General features: G+C 36.8%; 26 protein-coding genes and 2 pseudogenes. 3 read left to right on the plus strand and 25 right to left on the minus strand.

Going from position 1 to position 23,581, the window contains the following annotated elements:
• Positions 1–23 precede the first annotated feature (23 nt).
• The 6 genes from BLS20_RS10380 to BLS20_RS10410 all read right to left on the minus strand — a co-directional run bounded on the left by BLS20_RS10380 (position 24) and on the right by BLS20_RS10410 (position 4,624).
• Positions 24–779, minus strand: a complete 756-nt coding sequence (locus BLS20_RS10380; protein WP_090174331.1) for a ribonuclease HII — start codon at positions 777–779, stop codon at positions 24–26.
• Complete coding sequence (gene ylqF / locus BLS20_RS10385; protein WP_090174308.1) at positions 772–1,635, minus strand: ribosome biogenesis GTPase YlqF; 864 nt, start codon at positions 1,633–1,635, stop codon at positions 772–774. The genes BLS20_RS10380 and ylqF overlap by 8 nt, the downstream gene beginning before the upstream one ends.
• Before the next feature lie 13 nt (positions 1,636–1,648).
• Complete coding sequence (lepB, locus tag BLS20_RS10390) at positions 1,649–2,236, minus strand: signal peptidase I (protein WP_090174309.1); 588 nt, start codon at positions 2,234–2,236, stop codon at positions 1,649–1,651.
• 123 nt (positions 2,237–2,359) lie between these two features.
• Complete coding sequence (gene rplS / locus BLS20_RS10395; RefSeq protein ID WP_090174310.1) at positions 2,360–2,710, minus strand: 50S ribosomal protein L19; 351 nt, start codon at positions 2,708–2,710, stop codon at positions 2,360–2,362.
• A 117-nt stretch (positions 2,711–2,827) separates the two neighbouring features.
• Positions 2,828–3,928: a redox-regulated ATPase YchF gene (gene ychF, locus BLS20_RS10400; RefSeq protein WP_090174311.1), complete on the minus strand. Its 1,101-nt coding sequence runs from the start codon at positions 3,926–3,928 to the stop codon at positions 2,828–2,830.
• A gap of 444 nt (positions 3,929–4,372) precedes the next feature.
• Positions 4,373–4,624, minus strand: a complete 252-nt coding sequence (locus BLS20_RS10410) for a nucleotide-binding protein (RefSeq protein WP_278286166.1) — start codon at positions 4,622–4,624, stop codon at positions 4,373–4,375.
• Between the two features lie 189 nt (positions 4,625–4,813).
• On the opposite strand from BLS20_RS10410, the gene BLS20_RS14035 reads away from it, so the two are divergent.
• Both BLS20_RS14035 and BLS20_RS10415 read left to right on the plus strand, forming a co-directional pair.
• Positions 4,814–4,936 carry a hypothetical protein gene (locus BLS20_RS14035; protein ID WP_278286167.1) on the plus strand — a complete coding sequence of 41 codons (123 nt, stop codon included), beginning with the start codon at positions 4,814–4,816 and terminating at the stop codon, positions 4,934–4,936.
• 268 nt (positions 4,937–5,204) lie between these two features.
• Positions 5,205–5,441 (plus strand): annotated as a pseudogene (locus tag BLS20_RS10415) (transposase); the annotation flags it as partial.
• A gap of 196 nt (positions 5,442–5,637) precedes the next feature.
• On the opposite strand, the gene BLS20_RS10420 reads toward BLS20_RS10415, so the two are convergent.
• The 7 genes from BLS20_RS10420 to BLS20_RS10450 all read right to left on the minus strand — a co-directional run bounded on the left by BLS20_RS10420 (position 5,638) and on the right by BLS20_RS10450 (position 12,980).
• Positions 5,638–6,285: an RloB family protein gene (locus BLS20_RS10420; protein ID WP_090174313.1), complete on the minus strand. Its 648-nt coding sequence runs from the start codon at positions 6,283–6,285 to the stop codon at positions 5,638–5,640.
• A gap of 3 nt (positions 6,286–6,288) precedes the next feature.
• Complete coding sequence (locus tag BLS20_RS10425; protein ID WP_090174314.1) at positions 6,289–7,551, minus strand: AAA family ATPase; 1,263 nt, start codon at positions 7,549–7,551, stop codon at positions 6,289–6,291.
• Between the two features lie 554 nt (positions 7,552–8,105).
• On the minus strand, positions 8,106–8,633 hold the full coding sequence (locus tag BLS20_RS10430) for a transposase (RefSeq protein ID WP_479723612.1): 528 nt from the start codon (positions 8,631–8,633) through the stop codon (positions 8,106–8,108).
• Between the two features lie 88 nt (positions 8,634–8,721).
• Positions 8,722–9,777, minus strand: a complete 1,056-nt coding sequence (locus BLS20_RS10435) for a Fic family protein (RefSeq protein ID WP_090174315.1) — start codon at positions 9,775–9,777, stop codon at positions 8,722–8,724.
• A 236-nt stretch (positions 9,778–10,013) separates the two neighbouring features.
• Positions 10,014–10,667: a DUF6088 family protein gene (locus tag BLS20_RS10440; RefSeq protein WP_090174316.1), complete on the minus strand. Its 654-nt coding sequence runs from the start codon at positions 10,665–10,667 to the stop codon at positions 10,014–10,016.
• A 220-nt stretch (positions 10,668–10,887) separates the two neighbouring features.
• Positions 10,888–11,871 (minus strand): helix-turn-helix transcriptional regulator, encoded by a 984-nt coding sequence (locus BLS20_RS10445; RefSeq protein ID WP_090174317.1) that lies wholly within the window; start codon positions 11,869–11,871, stop codon positions 10,888–10,890.
• A 41-nt stretch (positions 11,872–11,912) separates the two neighbouring features.
• Positions 11,913–12,980, minus strand: coding sequence for a restriction endonuclease (locus BLS20_RS10450; RefSeq protein ID WP_090174318.1), 1,068 nt, complete (start codon positions 12,978–12,980; stop codon positions 11,913–11,915).
• 246 nt (positions 12,981–13,226) lie between these two features.
• Here BLS20_RS10450 and BLS20_RS10455 point away from each other — a divergent pair, with 246 nt between their 5' ends.
• The gene (locus BLS20_RS10455; protein ID WP_090174319.1) at positions 13,227–15,275 is read left to right on the plus strand and encodes an AAA family ATPase; all 2,049 of its coding nucleotides are present in this window, start codon (positions 13,227–13,229) and stop codon (positions 15,273–15,275) included.
• A gap of 393 nt (positions 15,276–15,668) precedes the next feature.
• Here the strand turns inward: BLS20_RS10455 and BLS20_RS10460 are convergent, their stop codons facing one another.
• The 12 genes and pseudogenes from BLS20_RS10460 to BLS20_RS10505 form a co-directional block, all read right to left on the minus strand.
• Entirely contained in the window at positions 15,669–16,676 is a 1,008-nt protein-coding gene (locus tag BLS20_RS10460; protein ID WP_090174320.1) for a virulence RhuM family protein, read from the minus strand.
• Positions 16,663–17,280 (minus strand): hypothetical protein, encoded by a 618-nt coding sequence (locus tag BLS20_RS10465; RefSeq protein ID WP_090174321.1) that lies wholly within the window; start codon positions 17,278–17,280, stop codon positions 16,663–16,665. The genes BLS20_RS10460 and BLS20_RS10465 overlap by 14 nt, the downstream gene beginning before the upstream one ends.
• A 435-nt stretch (positions 17,281–17,715) precedes the next feature.
• On the minus strand, positions 17,716–17,868 hold the full coding sequence (locus tag BLS20_RS13790) for a hypothetical protein (protein ID WP_176762373.1): 153 nt from the start codon (positions 17,866–17,868) through the stop codon (positions 17,716–17,718).
• Positions 17,869–17,903: 35 nt separating this feature from the next.
• Positions 17,904–18,056 carry a hypothetical protein gene (locus BLS20_RS13795; RefSeq protein WP_176762374.1) on the minus strand — a complete coding sequence of 51 codons (153 nt, stop codon included), beginning with the start codon at positions 18,054–18,056 and terminating at the stop codon, positions 17,904–17,906.
• Positions 18,056–18,211 (minus strand): hypothetical protein, encoded by a 156-nt coding sequence (locus BLS20_RS13800; protein WP_176762375.1) that lies wholly within the window; start codon positions 18,209–18,211, stop codon positions 18,056–18,058. Before BLS20_RS13800 ends, BLS20_RS13795 begins: the two co-directional genes overlap by 1 nt.
• 14 nt (positions 18,212–18,225) lie before the next feature.
• Positions 18,226–19,905: an SWIM zinc finger family protein gene (locus BLS20_RS10475; RefSeq protein WP_176762376.1), complete on the minus strand. Its 1,680-nt coding sequence runs from the start codon at positions 19,903–19,905 to the stop codon at positions 18,226–18,228.
• Positions 19,906–19,956: 51 nt separating this feature from the next.
• Positions 19,957–20,466, minus strand: a complete 510-nt coding sequence (locus tag BLS20_RS10480) for a YkgJ family cysteine cluster protein (protein ID WP_090174324.1) — start codon at positions 20,464–20,466, stop codon at positions 19,957–19,959.
• 60 nt (positions 20,467–20,526) lie between these two features.
• Positions 20,527–20,709, minus strand: a complete 183-nt coding sequence (locus BLS20_RS10485; protein ID WP_090174325.1) for a hypothetical protein — start codon at positions 20,707–20,709, stop codon at positions 20,527–20,529.
• A gap of 116 nt (positions 20,710–20,825) precedes the next feature.
• A pseudogene (locus tag BLS20_RS10490) lies at positions 20,826–20,921 on the minus strand (DNA cytosine methyltransferase); the annotation flags it as partial.
• 11 nt (positions 20,922–20,932) lie between these two features.
• Positions 20,933–21,235 (minus strand): RloB domain-containing protein, encoded by a 303-nt coding sequence (locus tag BLS20_RS14040; protein ID WP_090174326.1) that lies wholly within the window; start codon positions 21,233–21,235, stop codon positions 20,933–20,935.
• 14 nt (positions 21,236–21,249) lie between these two features.
• Complete coding sequence (locus tag BLS20_RS14045; protein ID WP_090174327.1) at positions 21,250–21,570, minus strand: RloB domain-containing protein; 321 nt, start codon at positions 21,568–21,570, stop codon at positions 21,250–21,252.
• Positions 21,561–22,838 carry an AAA family ATPase gene (locus BLS20_RS10505; protein WP_090174328.1) on the minus strand — a complete coding sequence of 426 codons (1,278 nt, stop codon included), beginning with the start codon at positions 22,836–22,838 and terminating at the stop codon, positions 21,561–21,563. Before BLS20_RS10505 ends, BLS20_RS14045 begins: the two co-directional genes overlap by 10 nt.
• Positions 22,839–23,581 lie beyond the last annotated feature (743 nt).

The raw sequence follows: 23,581 nt of genomic DNA on the forward strand, positions 1-23,581 counted from the left end.
AATCATCGTCCCCCATTATGCCCCTACACATAATTGTGTATAAAGCTTCTTCGGTGGATCGGACAAGGACCAAATTCCCTTAGTGCCTTTCTGTGTTCCTCTGTTCCATATCCTTTATTTTCTGCAAAATGATACTGCGGATAGAGCTTGTCATACTCTACCATCATATGATCTCTTGTTACTTTTGCAATAATAGAAGCCGCACCGATAGAAATGCTTTTGGCATCTCCTTTTATGATAGCTTCCTGCCTGATATCCACTCCCGGAATTGTAACTGCATCGTTTAATAATATATCGGGTTTTACTTCCAGAGAATTTATAGCTTTGCGCATTGCTTCGAGCGTTGCCTGTAAAATATTAATCTCATCAATCCGCTCAGCAGTATTTATCCCGATACTGTAAGCAATCGCCTTTTCTTTAATTACTTCAAACAATTCCTCGCGACGCTTTTCACTAAGCTTCTTCGAGTCATTGATGTACAATATCTCACAGTCTTTTGGAAGAATCACCGCCGCCGTAACCACCGGTCCGGCAAATGGACCTCTTCCAACCTCATCTATTCCGCATATATAATCACAATTCGCATAACGACGTTCATATTCTTGCAATTGGTAGATTCGCTCTTTTTCCTTTAACAACCTGTCATAGCGCTTCCTCGCCTGCATAATAAGCTTTTTTACGCCGTCTCTTTCATCTGTTTCATACTCTTTTATAAATACCGGCAGCTCTTCATCCGGTGTATATTTTAATACATCTTTGATTTCTCCAATTTTAAGCATCTTCTTCTCCACATCCATCCGGATATTCTAGTGTCACTCTTCCTAGTCTTCCACTTCGAAATTCATCCATCACAAGCGCCGCTGCCTTCGCATAATCAATTTCCTGATTTTGCTTGATACAGCCTCGCTTCCTTGCGATTCTTTCTAGCACTTCTACATGTCGTCCTTCCACGGATACTTCGTAACGATGTTCAATTGCTCCGGCATAATGTTCCCGAAGATAATCAATCATCACCAATGACAATTCCTCTATATTGAGGATATCATCTTTGATAGATCCTATCATCGCCAAACGTTCTCCAACCGTCTGGTCTTCAAACTTCGGCCACAAGATTCCCGGAGTATCAAGTAGTTCCACGCTTTTATTTAGACGCACCCACTGTTTTCCTTTTGTCACACCCGGTTTATTACCTGTCTTTGTCGCTGCTTTTCCTGCATAGGTATTAATAAACGTCGACTTTCCAACATTCGGAATTCCTACAACCATTGCCCTGACAGGACGATTTTTAATTCCTTTTTTCCTATCCCGTTCAATCTTTTCCTTACAAGCTTCTAGGATTGTATTTTGAACTTTCTTAATTCCACTTTTATTTCTAGCATCAATTCCGACCGCGTGATAACCTTGGTCTTTAAAATATTGAATCCAACTTTCATTTGCTTTAGGATCCGCTAGATCTGATTTATTTAACAAAATAAGTCTTGACTTGTTTCTTCCTATATCATCTATATCCGGATTGCGTGAGCTCATCGGCACTCGCGCATCCGTAATTTCTATAATCAGATCAATCAGTTTTATATCTTCTTGCATCTGGCGCTTTGCCTTCGTCATATGTCCCGGATACCACTGATAATTCATAATATGTAACCTCCTAATTCATAAATCCGAATCTGCCTTTTGCTGTGCAAAACCAGACTTTACCTACAATATATTCTGCTTTTACATTTCCAATATTGGCATATCGGCTATCTTCGCTGTTATTTCGATTATCGCCAAGCACGAAATATTCATCTTCTCCCAGCTCGATTTCTTCTTCTGCAAGCTGTGCATTTTCGATTTCTTCTGCATCGATTTCTTCTTCAAATTCCTCGCCATTCACATAGACCGTCCCGTCTATAATCTGCACAGTATCTCCCGGTACCGCAATAACGCGTTTGATATAATAATGCGATTTTTCATTTCCATTTGGCATAAATACAATAATATCATTCGCCTCCGGCTCAGACAGCTTATAAATCACTCGATTAATCAGGACATTATCACCTTCCTCTAGGGTTGGTGACATGGATGATCCGACTACGCTACTTTTCATTCCTACAAAATATACTATTGCAAATGCAATCAACACCACTATTGCAATCTCTACTACCCAGGATGCAACCTTTTTCACCAGTTCGGTATTGATTTCTCTTTTACGGCGTCCAAAATTCGGTCCCGCACTTCTGCTTTGAAATATCATCTTTTATCTGTCTCCATCTCTTTACCTACTTGCTGATCCAGCTTTAGCAGGTCAAAATATTCTTTTCGATTATATCACAAAAAAAGGTCACCGCCTATGCGATGACCTCTCCTTTTACATAAATTATTTACGTTCTTTAACTTTAGCTCTCTTACCAACACGGTCTCTAAGGTAATTAAGCTTAGCTCTTCTAACCTTACCTTGACGAACAACCTCAACCTTCTCAATAAATGGAGAATGAAGTGGCCATGTCTTTTCAACACCTACACCATTCGAGAACTTACGTACTGTAAATGTCTCACGGTTGCTTCCGCCCTGTTTCTTAAGAACAACACCTTCGAAAACCTGAATTCTTTCGCGGTTTCCTTCTTTAATCAGGTTGTGAACACGTACTGTGTCACCTACACGAAATTCCGGTGCGTTTTCTTTTAATTCTGCCTGCTCAATGTTTTTAATAATTTCTTGTGCGTTCATCTTGTGACCTCCTAAAATATGTTGATGTTCTTAATACTCTTCGTAACAGAGGACCATCGCGTTTTTTGTCTCACAGATTGATATATTATCATAGTTTCTTATAAATAGCAAGTATTTTTACACATTAAATCGGAATAAAATTACATCTCCATCTTTTACAACGTAATCTTTTCCTTCCATTCCTACGATTCCTTTTTCTCTTGCTGCCGCAAGCGAACCGTTATCAAGAAGATCTTGATAATTTACTACTTCTGCCTTGATAAAGCCTCTTTCGAAGTCGGTATGAATCTTACCTGCTGCCTGTGGTGCCTTTGTACCTTCTTTAATCGTCCACGCCCGACACTCATCTTCACCTGCTGTGAGGAACGAAATTAGTCCAAGCAATTTATAACTTGCTTTGATTAGTTTATCAAGTCCTGATTCACTAAGCCCCAAATCTTCTAAGAACATCGCTTTTTCATCGTCATCAAGCTCTGAAATTTCCTGTTCTATCTGCGCACAGATTACAAACACTTCACTGCCTTCACTACTAGCAATTTTTCTCACCGCAGCAACATTGGCATTGTCCGCTCCATCATTTGCCAAATCATCTTCCGCTACATTGGCAGCATAGATTGTCTTCTTACCGGTTAGTAAATTGTATTCCTTATATGCTTTTTGCAAATCTTCATCTTCCGGCACTTCAAAAGTACGTGCCATCTTTCCTTCTTCAAGATGTGCCTTCAAAGCTTCAAGCATTTCCAGCTCTTTTGCAAGCGTTTTATCCATACGTGCCTGCTTTGCTACTTTTGCGATTCTTCTTTCAAGGATCTCAACATCAGAGAAAATCAATTCCAGATTAATAGTTTCAATATCTCTTCCCGGATCTATACTTCCATCTACGTGCACCACATTGGCATCTTCAAAGCATCTTACTACATGCACGATTGCATCTACTTCCCGAATATTGGCAAGGAACTGATTCCCCAGTCCTTCTCCATGACTTGCTCCTTTTACCAGTCCTGCAATATCAACGAATTCGATCACCGCCGGTGTCACTTTCTTCGTATGATATAATTCACCCAACTTTTTTATTCGTTCATCCGGCACCGCTACTACACCGACATTCGGATCAATTGTGCAGAATGGATAATTTGCACTTTCTGCTCCTGCTTTTGTTAACGAATTAAATAATGTACTTTTTCCAACGTTTGGTAAACCTACAATGCCTAATTTCATAATGTTTTATATCTCCTTAAAAATCCTTTATTTTATGGGGTTTCCGCGATTTGCGATTTCGACCGGGCACCACATCGGGCACCATCGGTTTTTATTTCGCATTAAGCTTTATACCACTTTTAACGCGTCAGCCACTAAATCAATTTCTCTGTGTTTTTCATCTTCCGTAATATGTACGTATAGATTCATTGTGATTCCGATATTGTATACTTTCTTCTACTAAAGAAGCCCAAAATCAGCTTGTATATTATACACTAATCAGAGGCTCTTTACAATGTTGTTTCATTTTTTGACATGCCTGAAATCCGCTGATATCAGGCATCCATTTAGATTTCAATATTTTCTGAGATAAACCTTTCAAACTCCTTACGCTTTACCAGCTTCTTCTTTTCCACATACAAAACAAAAGGGCATCTCGGCATGCGGAGGAGACTTTCCCGAAGTTCATCTCCGTTTAATCACGTTGCCAATATTCTGCAAAGCAAATTCAGAATCCTGCTCTGCTCCTAAATCATCGATAACAAGAAGTGAGTATGAATCCAACGACTTCACATATTCCTCTGCATCGAATTTTGAGATGTTGGAGATTCTAGCAAAATCCGTCATCAAAACCTTCTTCTCTTGCTCCAATAAAGCATTGGCTATGGCAGCCGCCATATAGGTCTTTCCTGAGCCCAAATTGCCCCATAGAAGCAATTATATATTATGCCTAAGGCAATTTACACCAAATTTAGGATTTGACTCATAATTTTGGGTTAATGTACAATAAAAAAGGGTTTACGTTTACCAATATTAGAAATATTGGATTTCTGAGATTTAATATTTTTACAGGGGGTGTTGAGTGTGAACCATCCGTAAATTAGTTAATATATGAGGTGACATATTATGAATAGTTTTATTGGTTTGATAATTGTTTTGGCTGTTTTTGTGGTGCTTTCTATTGTATATGGGATAAGGAATAAAAGAGTTTTAGAACCATTATTATTACTGGGTGCAGGATTTTTTTGAGCGGAGCAATTTATCTTTGGCCAGCAAATATGTGGAGAAGTATAGCGATTGGACTTCTTGTTATAGCTCTTGCTTGCATTATTTTTTTTGGAATATTGCTTTTAAAGAAAATGAAAAGAAGATGATGCTATTTATGGGAGTTTAGACATCTGACTTAGATAAAATACAGATAGTGTAAGATGTAATATTAGATGCAATTGTTCAATGGCTTCATATCGGCTCTAAAAATTAAGACAAATATAAATAAGGGGAGCGTTTGAAAAAATAAAAACCTGTTTTTCCTTATAAACGCCCAATGACCAAAGTTGGTTTTTTCAAAAAATATGAGTATGTTTATGATGAATACAATGACTGTTACCTTTGTCCAAACAATCAGATATTAAACTACAGCACCACAAATAGAGACGGTTATAGAGAATACAAAAGCTGCGGTTATATCTGTGAGAAATGCAAATTCTTAGAACAGTGTACTGCCAGCAAAAATCATATAAAGGTGGTAACAAGAATTGGCAAAGATAAAGAATGAATGGGGATTACAACCGGCATAAACTGGGGATATCTCAACTTGTTTTTGGAAAATAACAATTTAAAAAGAAAAAACAGAACAAGAATAGAAGAAACCCCTTGTTGGATGCAAAAATCCTTCAAGGGGTTTGTCTACGGTCTGAAGACAGGATTTCTCCTGTCTTATCAGAAAACTACTATTCTGTTATCTTCCCTTTAATTTCTCCCACCAAATCATGTACCGTAGTACATGGGCACATCTCAGAAGGTTTTGTATAGCCATTATCAATACACTGCTTATACTTCTGCTCCGCAATCTTCAAAGCTTTTATTTCATCACCCGTCTGAGCTAATCTCCGATATAAGCTTTTATCAGCTTTATCATAATTATAACCGGTCTTTGATTTAAACAATTGTCCAAATCTATCACAACACGTCCATGATTCCTGAATATTTGGCATCGAACCATAGTAAGCATGCATCCAAATTTCAAAACATGGATTGGACCACCCAACATTTATATCCTTCTTTTTGGCTTCCGCTATTATCTCATCAAAATCCTTGACCTGATCTCTATCAAAAACAATCCATGATTTTCTATACTGTGGATCATATGCCGTAAATTCAATACACTTATCAATCAATCTCGTTGTTTTTGTCTCTACCACTTTGACTACAAGTTTATCTTGAATCTCTTTAGGTAATTCTGAATGAAGACCATCAAAATAACAACGTTCTGTTCCTTCTGTATCAGTAACAATCAGATAATACCCTAATTCTGGAACCCTTGTGTTCCTACGTTGATCCCTAGTTTTTCGATTTCCTGTTCTATCTTTTTTCGCCATTCCTTAATCCTCCTTAAGTATGTCAATCGTCTTAAGAGTTGGAATAGCACCATACTTTCCGAGCAGATAGTTCTTCTCATAACTCTCATCCTTGCGGATCTTCGTGCCATCTTCATTTATAAAGTCAGCCAAAGAGTACAAAGTTGAAACACCATCTGTATCCTTTTCTGTAAACCATATTTCATCTCTCCTTAAAAGCTGGTTAGACAATTGCCATGTATCATGTGTAGTAAAAATCAACTGAGCATGATTTACATTTACCTCAGGATTCAAGAATATAAGGATAAAGTTTCTCACAAGAAGCGGATGCAAACGAGCATTTAATTCATCAATAAAATAAACACTTCCATTCTGCAGTACTTCTTGCAATTCAGGATATAGCGCAAACATTTTTAATGTTCCTGCCGATTCCATTCCTAAAGGTATTTCTGCAATCTCATCTGAATCTATCTTCTTATGAATCGAATTAATTTTATATGTAAGTTCCTTTGAATCACCCTCTGCAGGAACTTCCTCCACATTAAACCCCTTAATATTCTCATCAAATGATGAAAAATACTGTACAACTTTCTGTTGAATAGCCTTATCCTCTACGAATCCCTTTGGAAGTCTTCTGGATAAAAAGAAGTTCGTATACGCATTTCCAAAATCAGCAAACTCATTTGCCAAAAACCAATCTCGAACCAACTTGCACTTATCAACTTTCAGTTTTGCCCCTAAAGAAACAATCAGTACCTGCTTATCCAATGCAACTTCTATATTATTTCTGGTAGACTTTGGTAATCCAGATAAATCCAATTCATTCTCTTCATCTGATCTATAAAAAATAGTCTTATAGCCTCTGGCTGTCTTTGCCTTATAGTTCAACCATTCTTCAGTAACACCTTCCTTGCCAATACAGAATCCATAATTATAACTCTTCTCTGACTTATCTCCAGGTACTGTAAAATATACTTCAAAACTCGATTCAGCATCTTCTGAGACACTATCAAACAAAAACGGTGTTGGTCGATTCTCCTCGAACTTTACAGGATCATCACCATAATGCAAGGAATTAACTACATACTCCACCATATACTCAAATGCACTATATACATTGGACTTACCACTTGCATTAGCACCATAAATCGCTGCAACAGGAAGTATTTTCTCATTGCTAACACTAACCACTCTATCATTAAACTCAGACATCTTTGCTGCCGAAAGATCAAGTGTAGCATCATCCCTAAACGATCTGAAATTCTTAAAATTGAATTGAATTAGCATAGTATGTATCCTCTCTTTCACTTGTAGTATATTTCATTTTCATCACTTTTTCAACGCCTAAATGTGATTTTCTCTCATTTGGGTGTATGTTCTTCATATTCTTTTATCAAAACCGTTCATTCCGCAGCTATTCAACGACCTTGTCCAACACTTAGCGACCACTCGTTGGACCACTTCATTTCATAATGATTTCAAACTACCCCTTCACGGATATTCCGAAACGAAGCTTCGTAACTCTGAAGCCCCATAAATACTGCGTTCTGTCAAAAATCTGCGAATTGCCAACAATGTGCGGATACTCCGTTACTTCACTTAAAAAGTAAGTAACAGGATACGCATAAAGGTGCATACTAAAAATTGCCGCCCATAGACGACACTTTTCAAGAAAAACAATCCCCTAAATCAAGCTTATTACTATGATCTAGGGGAGTTTTCTAAATACCATTATTGCCACCGAAACTCTGGAGATATAGAATAACTGATTCCTATCCTTTCAATTTTTCTCTTTAATGCCCGGGTTTCTAATGCATCCATTGGCTTAAACTCAAATCCGGTTACCTCAATAATCTTTTTTGCATCAAGCACATTACAACCACATATCTGCGCGATTTCTTTTCAGTCAGCTTTATCATGTTTTTTAATACAGCTTTCTTCCATACAAAGGTATATTTATTGGCAACTGACTCTATCTTGGTTCCGTCAATAAAGATATTCTCACCTGAAATCTCGCCAAGTTCGAGCAATATGGTTCCGACCTGTGCCATGATCTGCTTAGCGCATTGTGAAAGATAAATTGATATAAATCTTGCTATGGTGGAATGATCAGGAGCAGATGCTCCGTCCAAAAGGCACATGAAATTAATGTCTCTCTTGCAGGCAGACTCAATATCACGACTTGAATAGACTCTGTTCATTGCTGCGTAGATTACAATCTTAAGCATCTGACGTGGTGTGACCTGATTCTTTCTGATTCTGTCATAAGTCTCATAAAGATCAGAAAGATTCATTTCCTCCACAAATGCACTTACCAGGCGTACCGGATCATCAGATGGAATAGATATTTCTATGCCTATGACCTTAATTGCTACTGGCGTATCCTAAAATTTAGAAAAAAACTTCTGGTCCATCTGACCACAAGTGACTTACTTCCAATTAAAATAAGTTCAATAATCAAACAAGTGCATCTTTTCTTACGTAATAAGTGCCCCTGCCACGTCCTCGACGTTCAAGCACATCCTCATTTACAAGTGCTGTTAACGAGTTTTCCACCGATGCACGCCCTAGCTTTGGGCACATTTCCATTATTTCACTTTTTGTAAACTTGCCTATTTTTTTATAAACGGCAGCTCTTACCTGTTCAATTGCAGGTTCCTTTATATCAATAATTTCAATTCGCTCCTCAAAATCTTTATAAGCTGCAATTATGGTCTTTAGTATATATTTGATAAAAGGAGTCGGATCATCTTCTCCTTCATGCCAACCATTTTGACTCATGTTAAGCGAGTCATAATACAAATCTTTTAAGTCAGCTATCTTTTTTTCCAAAGATACATATCTACCCACAACATAACCAGCTCTATAAAGTAGCAATGTTGTCAACAATCTACTCATTCGTCCATTACCATCATTAAAAGGATGCACACATAGAAAATCATGAATGAATATCGGTATCAAAAGTAATGTATCTACTTCTTCGGTAGCAGACACTCTATTAAACTCTTCACATATTCTATCAATAGCAATAGGTGTCTCTAAGGGACTAAGTGGTTCAAATATAACATGTTCAATGCCATTTTCATCCCTGGCAATAATATGGTTATCACTGTTTTTAAAATGACCGCCTATACTTCTGTTGGTAAAACGATAAAGATTCTGGTGTAACTGAAGAATATAATTTGAAGAAATTGGAATATACTCATAACTTTCATGAATCATATCCAATACAAATCGATAGCCAGCAATCTCCTCTTCATCACGATTCTTTGGCGTAGTTTTTGACTGCATCAATTGTTTCAATCTTGTATTTGAAGTAAAAATTCCCTCAATCGCATTTGAACTCTCAGTACTTTGAACCTTAGCCACTTCAACTAGCTTATCTAAAACAGCTGGTTTCTGAGTTAAATACAGCTCCTGACGTCCTCTATATTCATGTATACCTGAGACTAAACCTAAAATTTCACTATCCCATTTGTAATCTTTATACTTACCGTAATTAAATTCTCGCATAGCGCCACTCCTTTTCACCTAAATTATATCACATATTAGGCGATAATCAATGGTCTAGGCGATTATCCACCTATTTTTTTCTTGTTTTAGGCGATAAAAGCATGTTTAGGCGTTAAGCCTTGGTACATTTATCAATCTTATCCAACTTGTGGTCCATTGGGAACCAAAAGTCACATATTTATACAAACATCTTAGAATGAATTATTTTATCAATTACTCCTATCTCCTCGTCGTAGTCAACTCTCTCTTTTTGGAAGTACGACGTTATTAGGCGCAATAGCATATACTACTCCTGTCTCATAAAGATTCTTATATACCTTCGTCGGGTACAAACTAATGTATGTATCAATAAGTTCTTTTGTAATCTTTTCATCCTTAATGAGTTTCTCTAACTTATCAAGAATATTCTCTGAACTTCCATCCAGATATTTATCTATATCACTAAGGAGATCCAAAAACTGTAATGTATATACATTTTCTTCTGTAACTTCAGCCTTAGGCTTTCGAATGATAAATTTCTGTCCCTTAATATCAATCTCTCTTACCTTGGCACTAGCCTCATTCGTAACAATTTCCTGAACATAAGGCACCTGTAATGAAAGACCTATCTGATTAGCAAAAGTATAGCCCGAATAGTATCCCTGTACCTTTCCTCTTCGATTAATAAACTTACTTCTAGCAACAACACTAGCAGATATCGGAGTTAAACCCTTCAGCTTCATTTTCCCAGGCAAATAATAAACCCCTGCCTCATATCTGCAAAGTTTTCCGGAATCACATAATTCCTTCAGCTTTGGACGAAGAGAATTTCCCACCATATCTATATCAATATCCGCAGTGAAGATCGGTTCATATGGTTTAAAATTTTCAATCAAATATCCGTATAACATAAATATACCTCCTGCACAACGCTTTTTTACCGCATTAGTACATTTCCGTTACGGTTGTAATAACGCATTTTAACCGTCAAGGTCAATAAGCGTTATGAAGATGTCTACAGATATCTATCCCTACGAGGTCTCGTCGTAGTATCAGAAATACATATATTTTCCGCGGATAAAGCTTAATGTTCCATCAAAATCAACCGCAAAACAAAACAGGTACCTCCGTTTATTTATACTTCTCAGCCATTACCTTAACGTCTTCCGATATTTTATCTCTAACTTCCTTCGGTTCCAAAACCTCAACATAAGGGCCGTATTGTAATGCCCAAAACCTCATGGCTTTAGCATTGCAATTGACTCTTGCACGGATCTTGCCATTTCCAATCTTCTCCACACGAAAATCATTCCCGAACCAGTCAACAAGCTCCTGCATCATATCTTCGGTGGTTTCCAACTTTACAGGAACGCTCTCCCCGCTAAACATGTACATGTGCTCAGCCATATGTTTAGGGAGACTTAAACCATCCTTAAGTTCAGGTATCTGTTTCATGGGTTTCGCTTTTTCATCAAGAATCCGAACATTAGTCATCTTATCTACGCGGAAATGAATGATATTATCGTATTTATCATAGTTTGCGATAATATAAAATCTTCCGTTATTGGCAACTATCTGATAAGGATTTACAACATAAGGCTCCTCCCTGGTGGGGTGTAGCTTAAAATCCGTTCCCATCTCATTGTATATAAAGCTTATCTTGCGTTTCTCTGAAATAGCATCATTTATCGAATCTAGGGCATACATAGCCTGTTTATTAGCTGTACGGGGAAGATCTGGAAGGTTGCATACATGCGATACTTTGGCATTAAAATAGTTGCTGGCATGATCCCTAAGCTTTTCTATTAGCCCTTTCGCCTGCCTGGTGGAGATGGATTTAGAAAACAAGACGCTGTCTATAAGGATTCTAAGCTCCGAATCATCAAAGTCACGAGACATAAGTCTGTATCCCTTCTCCAAAGAAATGTCGTAACCCATTTCCTGCAGCGAAAGTATATTGTTCTTAACAGAACGCCGGTCACACTCCATAGCGTAATTCTGCTTAAGCAATCTTATAATCTCCTGCTGTGTTAATGCATGGTTTTCATCGGAATACTTCTGAAGTATCTCTAATATGAGCATATTAAGCATTTTCTTATTGCCAGTTCCGTACATAAACGCTCCTTTTCAATCCAATTGCACTCATGATCACGCTATTACTTTGAGAATTCTGAAGCTATTCTTGCCATCCCCGCATCAATGAGCATTTTTCTAAACTCAGTTCCGTTGATAAGTCGTATGTTTCTTTCAATTGCAAGGGATTGAGCTTTTTCAGAAAAATCATCAGCCGAAGAAATAACCCAAGATACGGAATTATAGTCCAAATCAAACACTTCTTGCTGTTTTTGATCTGTATACTCTGATATCTGTACTACAGCTGTCTCCCCGGTTTTTCCTTTGTGATGTTTCGCCTGGACATAAACAACCAGCTTTAACGCATCAAATCTTGCAACAATATCTCCATCTGCCTCACCATCTCCATCCATTTTTGACGGGATATAGACATGATCAGCTCCAACTTTTTCAAAATAGCATTTTATCAATTGTTCAAACTGATTATGATCAACTATATTATCAATCACTTCTTTAAGTGGTTCCGAGAGACTCTTGATTGTTTCAGAATATATATTGAAAGGTTTCTTCTCACGGAATCTATCTATGGCAATATCAACAAGTTCGGAAAGATCGGTGATATCTGCATTTGTCTGCCTGATTTTCATTCTGGAAAGAAGATCATTCTTGGCATAGTCAGATCTCGGAATATCCTTTTCAACTTCCTTAACCGGAATAACAAAACCCAGATCTATAACCTTGCCCTCTTCATCAAGAATGTATCGATTACCTTCTCCACCGGCAACCACTTTTTTCCCGTTCCAGTCTTTGATACCTTCTCCTACTACAGAACCTACAAATTGAGGTTTTCCATCCACTTTATATACTGAAAATGTTCCCCCAGAAGGAACTACCACATAATCATTTTCTGAAAAGTCACACAAAAATCGCCACAGATTATATCTGGTTCTATAAAGCTTATCTCCCCAAAGCAATTTGTTTTCCTGTTCAAACGTTTCCCACTTGTTTTCCGTTTGTCCAATCATTTTTCCTAAGAAATCCGCGTTATGAAGGAAATCCGAAAAGCCAATAGATAAGTATCCCATGTCAAGAAGTGGATACGAAACCTCCATTTTATATGAAATCCTATGTAACCAATATCGTTTCTCCATTTTGCTCTACTCCTTTCAGATAGATTTGCCCTTGCTGATTACAGATTACCAGTGTTGGGGTGCATTATTATGTACATTTTCATTATACTTCCGCTACAACTATACATCAATCACAGCTTTGGGGACGTATCCAATTTTATGTGCATTATTTTGTTCATATACATGCGCTATCATCCTCTTACGAACCGATAATCAAACCCCGATAATCAAACGATAATCAAATGTTATCACATCAGGAGGAAGCTTATGATTATATATAACACAACCTTGAAATACTGTTCAGGAAAAACAAAAAAGGATGACAAAGACACTCTAAACCCGGTAGTAGATGAGAAAAAGCTGAAAGAGATCATTGCTGATGCAAATGATCGGCTTGGTGCAGAATGTGGCCTTGACGGAAATCTTTCAGTACAAATAGTTGCGGGAAGAAAGGGGACATTGGAAGTTATCATGGTCTGCAACCAGGATAAAGTTTCTGTGAAGGAATGCGAAGATTGGATCCGGAATCATTTTGCTGAGAACTACTCTATCACAAAAGTGTCGGTTAGCAATTCTAGAGAAATCAGCGTAAAAGAATTTATAAGCTTCATTAGAAGTGCTGACAAAATGGGGTTTTGCAATCGCGGATATCTTTACAACGACCTGGAATTTGATTACTTCGATAATTATCAATACAGTGTTCAGGAATATATGTATGACACAACGCCTCTGATCAAGGAGGAAGCTTTTGAAAACGCTACTATGATGATGGCCGACCAAAGTTTTCTTGATGAGCTCGCGAGAATATACGCTGACAGGAATGAAAGAAAATTCTATGGTCATCCCGTGCATTATAAGATTGCCGCAGCAAATGTTGAGGCTGCCAAAGATATGCTAAAACTACTGGTCAGATCATTACGGTCTAATGAAAGGTTACTGGGAACCCGTGCAAATTATATATGCAATATAGAAGAAGGATGCCATCACGAAACTGATCTTGAACATCTAATCAGTTCAAGCCGCGGAGCCACTATTGCAATAGAGATGACCGGCTCTGATGCTGATCACGGGGTATATGCCTCTTCCTATCACCAGGTTATTCAGTATTTTGAGGAACAAATCAACAGATGCCAGCTAAATACCCTATTTGTTTTCGTTGAAATAACTGAAAAGCCCGGTTTTTCAAAGCCTATGATTGCAACAATGCAGGAAGATCTGCATATCATTGAGATCAAAGAAGGTCGCGGAGATAGGAAAAGAGCCCTGGAATACTTAAAAGCATTAACCAAAAAGTCTATGTTTGATGCGACCGCGGAAGAATTGGAGAAGGCTTTACCGAAGAAAAAGGATTACACTGCTTCCGAAGTTTATGAAACCTATAACAAATGGTTCAGCAATGGACTCAAAAGCAAAATTTATCAGTCATATCGGAATTGCGAAAAGGTCTCTATTGATTTTAAGAAAGCATCTGACTTTCCTTATGAAGAGCTCCAAAACATGGTCGGTTTAACAGAAATAAAGAGCATCGTGGATCAGATAATAAATGCTGCCAAGGTACAAAAAGCACGTAGCAAAATGGGGTTGGATACCTATGGTTCCTCTCGGCATATGATATTTACTGGCAATCCCGGAAGTGCTAAAACCACGGTAGCTAGATTACTGGCACAGATTCTAAAGAAAGAGGAAGTATTAGAATCCGGTAATCTCGTCGAGTGCGGAAGGGCTGATTTAATCGCTAAATATGTCGGTTGGACCGCAAAAACAGTTCGAAGAAAATTCAGAGAGGCTCAGGGAGGGATTCTCTTTATCGATGAAGCATACTCTTTAGTGGATGATTCTAACAGTTTTGGTGACGAGGCAATCAACACCATAGTGCAAGAGATGGAAAACCACAGGGAAGATGTAATTGTTATTTTTGCCGGTTACCCTGAAAAAATGGAAAACTTCCTGCAAAAGAACGAAGGTCTAAGAAGCCGAATCGCCTTTCATCTGAATTTTCCTGATTATAACGAAAAAGCACTATTGGACATCCTTATGCTCATGGTAAAAGAAAAAGGATTCTCTCCGCTCGATGATGACACTCAGGAGAAGTGTCTGGATATTTTCGCAAATGCCTGCAAGAATGCAGAGTTTGGTAACGGAAGATTTGCAAGAAACCTTCTTGAACAAGCTATGCTTCGACAATCTGACAGGATTATCAGAGATTCAGCTGGTAAACGCATCAACAAGAAATCCCTCAGTACGCTCATAGCAGCCGATTTCGATGTTAATGCAACAAAGCAATATGCTAAACCTGCTAAGCGGATTGGATTCTGAGCGTGGAGGGACGTCGTTTACGTCCCTGGAAGCAATCATAGGTCGTCGGCTTGCTACCGAAGCTGATATTATGACCGGATCCTTAAAAACAGACAATGCATCAGTTTTCTCCCTATCCAGTAAATATAGTGTTTTATCGACTTTTATATCAGATACATCCATTTTTATGAAAACACTATCGAACTTCGATTCCTAGACGTAACAAACCCGCTCAGGCACGTCAATCACCAGAGTAATCTTCTCTGTCATTGACATTCCCGGACGGGTTTGTTTTATATTAATCAAGGCACTTAAGGCTAAGTGTCACTTCATTCAAGTATTAGGGCTCATTTTGATATAACATCTAGTTTCACTTTTCGGGGTTCCTGAGTCATAAGTCAAACATTAACATGTTTATTTCCGTGCGTTCTTTTTAGCTGTTTTTGCTACGTCCTTTATGGTATTCAAATACTCCTCTTCCACAGGTGAAAGTGTAATCTCTTGGTATTTTCGATATTCATTCTTAGCCTTTTCAATTGCCTCCGCGTGACTAACATTACCTGGTCCATCAAGCAGTTTTCTATTTCCAGACGAAAGAACCGAGTCAAGTTGTTCTACATAATCACTCATATACATAGGCTTATGCTCAATAGCATTAATTTCAGCCAAGTCGAAGTAACCTGAGACAAGATTATTAAGAATTTTCAATTCATCTTCCTTTAGATAGTTCTTTGCAATTCCTATATCCTTAAGTGCAGGCAATTCTCCGGCAAATGAGGTAAGTCCCATAAATGGCTTCTCTGCATCTACTCTTTCATATATTACCTCTGCTGCTGTATGACCATGGGCTGCATAATGTAATTTATTTTGAACAATTTTAAAGAACTGTATTGACTCATCACTTCTTGGATTATAATCTACACTAGTTGCATACAAATCCAAGACCTGTCTGTAAAGAACTTTTTCTGACGAACGGATATCTCTAATTCTATCCAAGAGCTCTTTCCAGTAATTTCCACCACCATTGCCTTTTAAGCGCTCATCATCCATGGCAAAACCTTTGATGATATACTCCTTCAGAACAGAATTCGCCCATATACGGAATTGGGTACCACGTTGAGATTTTACTCTATAACCAACAGATATAATCACATCGAGATTGTAGAAATCGACATTGTATGTTTTACCATCACTGGCAGTTGTTGCAAAATTTGCAACAACTGAGTCCCGAATCAATTCCCCTTCTTCAAATACATTTTTAATATGTCTTGAAATAGTTGATTTGTCACGCTGAAACAATTCCGCCATCTGATCTATAGATAACCACACAGTCTCATTTTTAAGATTAACTTCTAGCTTACTTAACCCATCTTCAGTCTGATATATAATAACTTCACCTTTATCGTCTTTATACAAGTTCATTCATCAAGCCTCCTTCATAGATATTTCTATAAACTTTATCCGGATATAATGATAGGTATTCTTTTACAACCGAAAAATCTACATCTACTGAGTTAACAAAATCTTTTAACTTTGAAGTTAATTCTTGTCCGGAAATCTCACTATACTTGTCAATCACAGACATCAAATCCAAAAACTGTAATGCTGATTTATTTTTAGACGTCACCTCTGCGACCGGTTTATATACAACAATAGTATTTCCATCTATCTCCTGCTTACGCTGTTTGGTAGATGCTACATTACTACAAACTTCATAACAAGAAGGATTTTGCGTTGTAAATCCATATTTATTTGCAAGCTGTAATCCCGTTATATAGCCTTCCACTTTTTCTTCTAAGCCAAGATACTTCTTCTCGATATATTTATCTACTGAAACCTTTCCTTTTGTTCCAAGAATTGTAACATAAGACAAGAAATATACACCATTATATAAACGTTCCAACTTACCTTCATCCACAAGCTTCTTCATCTCCTGACGAAGATAATCTTTTGAATCGCCTGGCAACTCAGTCAAAAATATCGGCTCACCATTTTTGTAATTTTCAATTATATAATCATATACCATTTGGTTCACCTCACAAATCTGAAATCATTTATTTCAGCTTTATGATACAATCATTTATCCCTATTTGCAAGTTTTTATTCTTACAGACCGGACAGCTCTCCTGGTCAATTCTTGGTAATTTACGAAGCTTCGCACAACCAGAATTCTTTGTAAAATCAGTATTCCGCAGCTATTCAACGACCTTGTCCACCACATGGCGACCACTCGTTGGACCACTTCATTTCATAATGTTCACAAAACACCCCTTCACGAATATTCCGAAACGAAGCTTCGTAACTCTGAAGCCCCATAAATACAGCATTCTGTCAAAAATCTGCAAATTGCCAACAATGTGCGGATAATCCGTTACTTCACTAAAAAAGTAAGTAACAGGATACGCATAAAGGTACACAATTCCTTTATGCAAAAATCCGTGCTTCACAGCTTAGTTTCTTGTTAAATTGCAAGCTTTCCAACTTTTATTGCTGGCAACGACATAAATTGTACATTTTCTAATTCGATTCCACTTTTCTTATCAGCAGTCAGGCGAACTGTATCTGCTGATAGTGTAAATAAACCAACAAGCTCATTTGTTTTTCTATGAACCATCACATAGGTTTTAAAAACACACAATTCATCCAGTGCTAAGGCATCATCTCGTATAAATGATGCATATTCCTCTGCCTCTCCAGAGTCAAAAAATACTGTGAGATATCACCAACCGCTTCATCAGATATAGGCAATATCTTCACAGCATCTAAAAGTTCATCTGCTTTATCTTCTGTAAGGTAACGCATTACTTACTCATCGCCTTTCTAACTTTTTCAAGCATTCTTTTATTCCTGTCGATTGCCTCCTTAGAAGGGACTTTCTTTACTTCAGCAATAATTCTCTTTGCATCTATTCCAGACAAAGCAGGTGTTGGTTGAATTGGCTTAACTTTAACTCTCATTTTGACTCCCAGCACTAATATCCCACTTTCCTTAATTCATCCATCAGCGCAGTCCTGCGCTTGTACTCCACTCTCCATTTTTGAACGATTCTATCAGCCTCACTTTTTCCATTTTCACATTTAGCAAGCTTTCTAAGATATTGTACTAGCTCCCTATATCGTCCACGGCTACTAGCTCGCTCCATTTCATGTATAATATAATTAGCATAAACACGAATAACTCTCTCTGGGAACTCCTTCCTCATTTGTTTCTCATATTTGTCGAGCAAAGCTACATTATTTTTTTCTTCCACAATCTTCATAAGCTTCTCATATTTATTTTCCTGAGCTAATATATCACATATAAAATAAATATTATCACTTGCTTCCAATATCGAGTCTATAAACTTATTCCATTCTGTTTTTGAGCCAATACACTTCTTCAACTTATTATAATATGTCAAATCTGTCTGATAGCAGTGAAGAAGCTGAAAAATCAGCTCTTTGGTATATTTGTCCTCATCTCTCAGTTCTTCATATAAAGAAATAAGTTGTTCACTATATCTCTTAACCTTCTTTGCACAGTCCTTATCCAGCCTTTTACTTTCTTCTAATATTTGCAATGCCAAAGGCTGATTATTAGCCTCAAGTGCTTCTTCAAGCTCCAACTCTCTCACGCTAGAAAAATGTCTATGTTGGGTTCTAAATTCCAAGATTTCTTCGTCGGACAAATGTAGTTGTCTCATATATTCTAACCTTAACAGTACTACATCCTGATACCCATATCTTACTGAATAAATAGCTCCAGCATCATTCTGCATTTTATGCTCTTGGATAATATCATCCAAGATTTCCATCCGCTCTTTGATTTCATCTTCCGAGAGGAAAAACTGTTCATAAAATTCATCAATATATTCCTGCATATAATCAACTACATAGTCAGTTTCCTTATTCACTAGAAACCACTTTTTAATAGCTAATACCTCCTCTTCTGGAGCATTTAATGTCAAGCTTTTCCAATAATCATAACAGGTTTGAGCCACCATTCCTGCCCCACCATCCGAGTCATCCATATCAGCATTTGCGACTTCATAAAAAACAATATTCACCAACTCAAAAGCCTGCAAATAACAACCATGTTCCATCAAAAAGGGTATTTTATCATCCAAAAATCGACCTAAATCACAACAAAAACCGTATGCATTATTCCAATCGATAAAGCCGCCTCGTCCACTATATTGATATAAAATAGACTTTATTTCCTTTTTCAATTCTGCCATTAGCTGCGCTGTCATTTTAAAGTCATACTTTAACTGCAACCGATTTTTCAAGCCATCATCGTTTATTAAAAGATGAACCAATAGTTCTTTGGCATCTTGCTCAGGAATTTTATCTACCAACGCCTCTACTTCTTGTCTCAAAGTATACATAGGAGATATAGCATTTTCCTCTTCATCCTCATTCCTCTCTAAATATCCCTCATATTCGCAAAGCACTGCTGCCATATGCTTGCAATTATACCCTTTTGCAGCATATGGACAATCACATGTCATATCTATGATATCCTCTCCGTCTAAATCAATAGACACGTGATAATAATCACTTCCAGCAACCTCAGCCTCAATCCTATTCTCTAAGACTTCAAAATCAATTACTTTACCGTCTTCGCAATACATCATACCCCGGTTTAATATATGGTTTTCAAATAAATTCATCCAATTCATATTTTTTCCTGCCCTGTCCCTCAAGATTTCAAGTACAAATACTTATTTTTTTGTCCTAAAACCATACTCCTTTTTTAATCTCTCAAATATTTCGTAAGCAACAGGGCAGATTGATATGATATCTAAAAATCCAAGTAAGCTATGTAATCTTTCCGGTTGATTGGTATATGGATAATTCTTACAGTTTTCCGGTCTACATTCTCCGAGCTTACACTCACCATCCCCATTCAAGAAATCGCAAGGCTTATGCTTCGTTTGATACTCTAGTCCATATTCATCCTTTTCTAAGAAAAAATCAATAAACTGTTCTTCTGATATTCCCAGATGTCTCGCATCATTCTCAATATCCTCAGCTGGTATACTCCCTTTATACAGCCTGCAGCAGTTTCGACATTTACTGCAATCATAATCTGAAAACAATTCATTATGTAACTCAAGGAACTGTTTATCCAATTTTTCCTCATCCGCATGGCCTTTTAAAAATGTACGGAACCTATAGTTCTCTTCTTCCTTTAATTCGGCTGCCTGCTGAACCTTATCTGGTGTTATCATGGTATTCTTCTCCTTTAAATAATACGTATATATTGAGCCAGTCAGCTTACATTTTATCCATTAATCAAATGGCAAATCTTCTTTCGTACCATCTCTATCTATTTCGTGGATACCTGCTTTGCCTCCTATCTCTTCCCACGTAACACCATAGGCAAATCCACATTCTGTATATCCTGTAACAAATGCAAATGTCTCATCCGATTCTATATATGAATTTGAAATATTATTTTTCTTTTTCCCCATGGCAAATATATTCTCCCACAAATATTTTTCACATCTACATAAAACTAGCCTAATTTATAATATGTATCAAAGCACGAACTCTAAAAGGAGCTGCACTAGCTATTGTAAGCCTAATATGCAAAGATGAATGTTCTACGTCGTCTCTGCTGACATCCATATTCAGCAGCATTAATAACACGCCACTCAACTGTATATCCTTCATCACGGAAGCAAGCCTCCATCTCTATACATTTTCTACTTCTCTAATAGTTTCGATAATACGATACACATCTGTACTTGGCATAAATTCTACCGTATGCGGAATCTTTCCACATTGCATATTATATTTTTCTAACTTCTTTGCATTCACAATAGCCTCATCCTGCTTTTTTTGAAGTAACTCATACATATCTTCCTTATTCTTATCATATTCTGGTAATTTCATTTTTAATTCATTGATTACATCTTCGTTTTTACTAAACACCTTAGTAGAATATCCATAATGGCAAAGAAACCATATTTCAAAACAAGGTCCAGAAACAATCATAGACAAATTGTTCTTTACAGCTTTTTTTCAGCTAATGCCAATTGATTATTCTTATTAGCATCAAAATCCGAGTCCAGAACACAATATGCCACATCTCCAGCCTTAGAATCAAATCCTCTTTCTTTACACTCAGACAATAATTCTGACACCATATTAACAGGATCTGTTGCTCCACCTTTTGAAAATATAATCTGAACCTTGTCGCTATTAAACTTTTTAAAATATAGCTTCTCAGTTTTATTTTTACCTTCAGTGGCTATGAAAATAATCTTTTTTCGTTTTCGACTATTTGAATTACGTTTTTTAGGAGTATAACCATGTTTATTTAATCCCATAGTCCATCCCCCATTCCCAAGTCTGGAACAGAACCATATCTTCCAAGCAAATATGCTTTTCTAACATCTTCTCTTGTTCTTGGTGAAAATTCATCTAATGAATATAATTCAGAAACTCCAGTTTTTCGATCCTTTTCTACAAAATAAATCTGATCTCGTCTTAAGTCATTAAGATTTAACAAGGACATGGCATGCGTAGAAATGATCAATTGTGCATTTTTCATATTTACTTCTGGATTATTAAACAATCCTACTAAATAGCAAACAAGCATTGGATGTATACTCTTATCAAATTCATCAATAAATACCGTCTCACCTGTCTCAAATGCCTTTTTTATAATTGGACTCATGAAAAATAACTTTTGAGTTCCAAGTGACTCTAGCTGCATACCCAAAGGAAATATGGTTTTATTTCCTTTTTCATCTTCAATAATATGTTTTGCAGTTATTTTATACTCTTTACCTAGTATTTCGGGTACTGTACCATGTTGCTTGGCTAATAAAATTGATGGAATACCTTCAAGAGGAACATCTCTACTTTCTAACTCATAATCACAAATATTTATATCAGCTTCCTTAAGAATATTATTTGTAAATCTTCTTAGTGAATTGTCTGTATCATTTTCAAACATATCTCCTATAATATTTAATGCATTCTCATAATTTGAATCATAGGTATTTATAGAATTTGCAATCCACATCATAGGGATTTTGGTTTCTTCTGCATTCCATGCCGTTGCGGTTGCAAGAAATAATTTATTTTCCGTATTTCTCTCGGTAAGAGGTTTCAATTTTGCTTTTATCCCCTGATTTGTAAATGTATATTTTTCCTCAGCAGACTCATCTCTTTCAAAAATAGTTGTAGGACGTGAAGAGTTATATACGTATAAATACTCAGTACATATTTTTTGATTAGTAGCTGAATATCCATAAACATATTTTTTCCCTTCCGCAACAAAAACGAATTCAAAAGAAGTGGGTTTATTCGCAGATTTATTATCAAACAAATATGGTACAATTGAAAATAATGGTTCTCCAACCTGTCTGGCATCCGATCTTTTTACAGTAATAATTGCTGCAGCTAATGCTAAAAACAAATTACTTTTCCCTGCTGCATTTGCGCCAAAAACCACTGCCACTTTTAATATTTTACCCTTATCAAATCCAACCACATTATTTGGTAAATTTTTATCTGACGAACCCTCTAATGATAAAACAGTTCTTTCCTTGAAAGATCTAAAATTTTCCACTGAAAACTGTAATAACATAATAATCCTCCTTTATTTGAAACACACCAATATTATAACATGTTGTTGCGAGTTTTCAATGTCAAATCATCTTTTTTGTCTATTTTTGCCATTTTTCAGCATTTCATCCTCGAATTCGGTTGTTAGCAAAAATATTTATCAATAAAAAAACATCTTCATCCCCCGTCAAACAATCCATCACAATAGCGAATCGACTTAACCAGTTCCGAAGATGGTGATTATTAGTAACGAAAGTCACTAAAACCAATTTTCTCAGCAAATAATCGGATTTGGAAAATTCATTGCAACCTCTACCCTTCTTTTCAAAAGAAAAATCAATTTTCTCATGCTCTTCATCCGATTCTTTTGAAAAGGATGCCTTTTTAAATATCAAATACGGTTTTTCCAAATTTATCCTAATAATTTCCAAGGCACTTAATTGAGTATTAAATTGTTCTTGATGATTCTTGCAACATCCGGACAGCATTCTTATAACACTCGGACAAACATTCTTAAAATATCCGGACAAGCATTCCTATAACTTACGGACAACGTTCCTAAATTATCCGGACAAGATGACATCTTAAAATCGCTTTCTTAGAATGTATGTATATACATTCTAAGGAGGTAATGAAATGAGGTGTCTAGAACCAATGATAATTACAGAAATCCTTCGCTTGAAGGAAATGCATCTTACATACCGTGAGATTGCTGAAGCTACCGATGTATCAAAAACAACTGTAGGTGAGATTATCAACAAGTGT

This window comes from Eubacterium oxidoreducens (assembly GCF_900104415.1).
GTDB classification, from domain to species: Bacteria; Bacillota; Clostridia; order Lachnospirales; family Lachnospiraceae; genus Eubacterium_C; species Eubacterium_C oxidoreducens.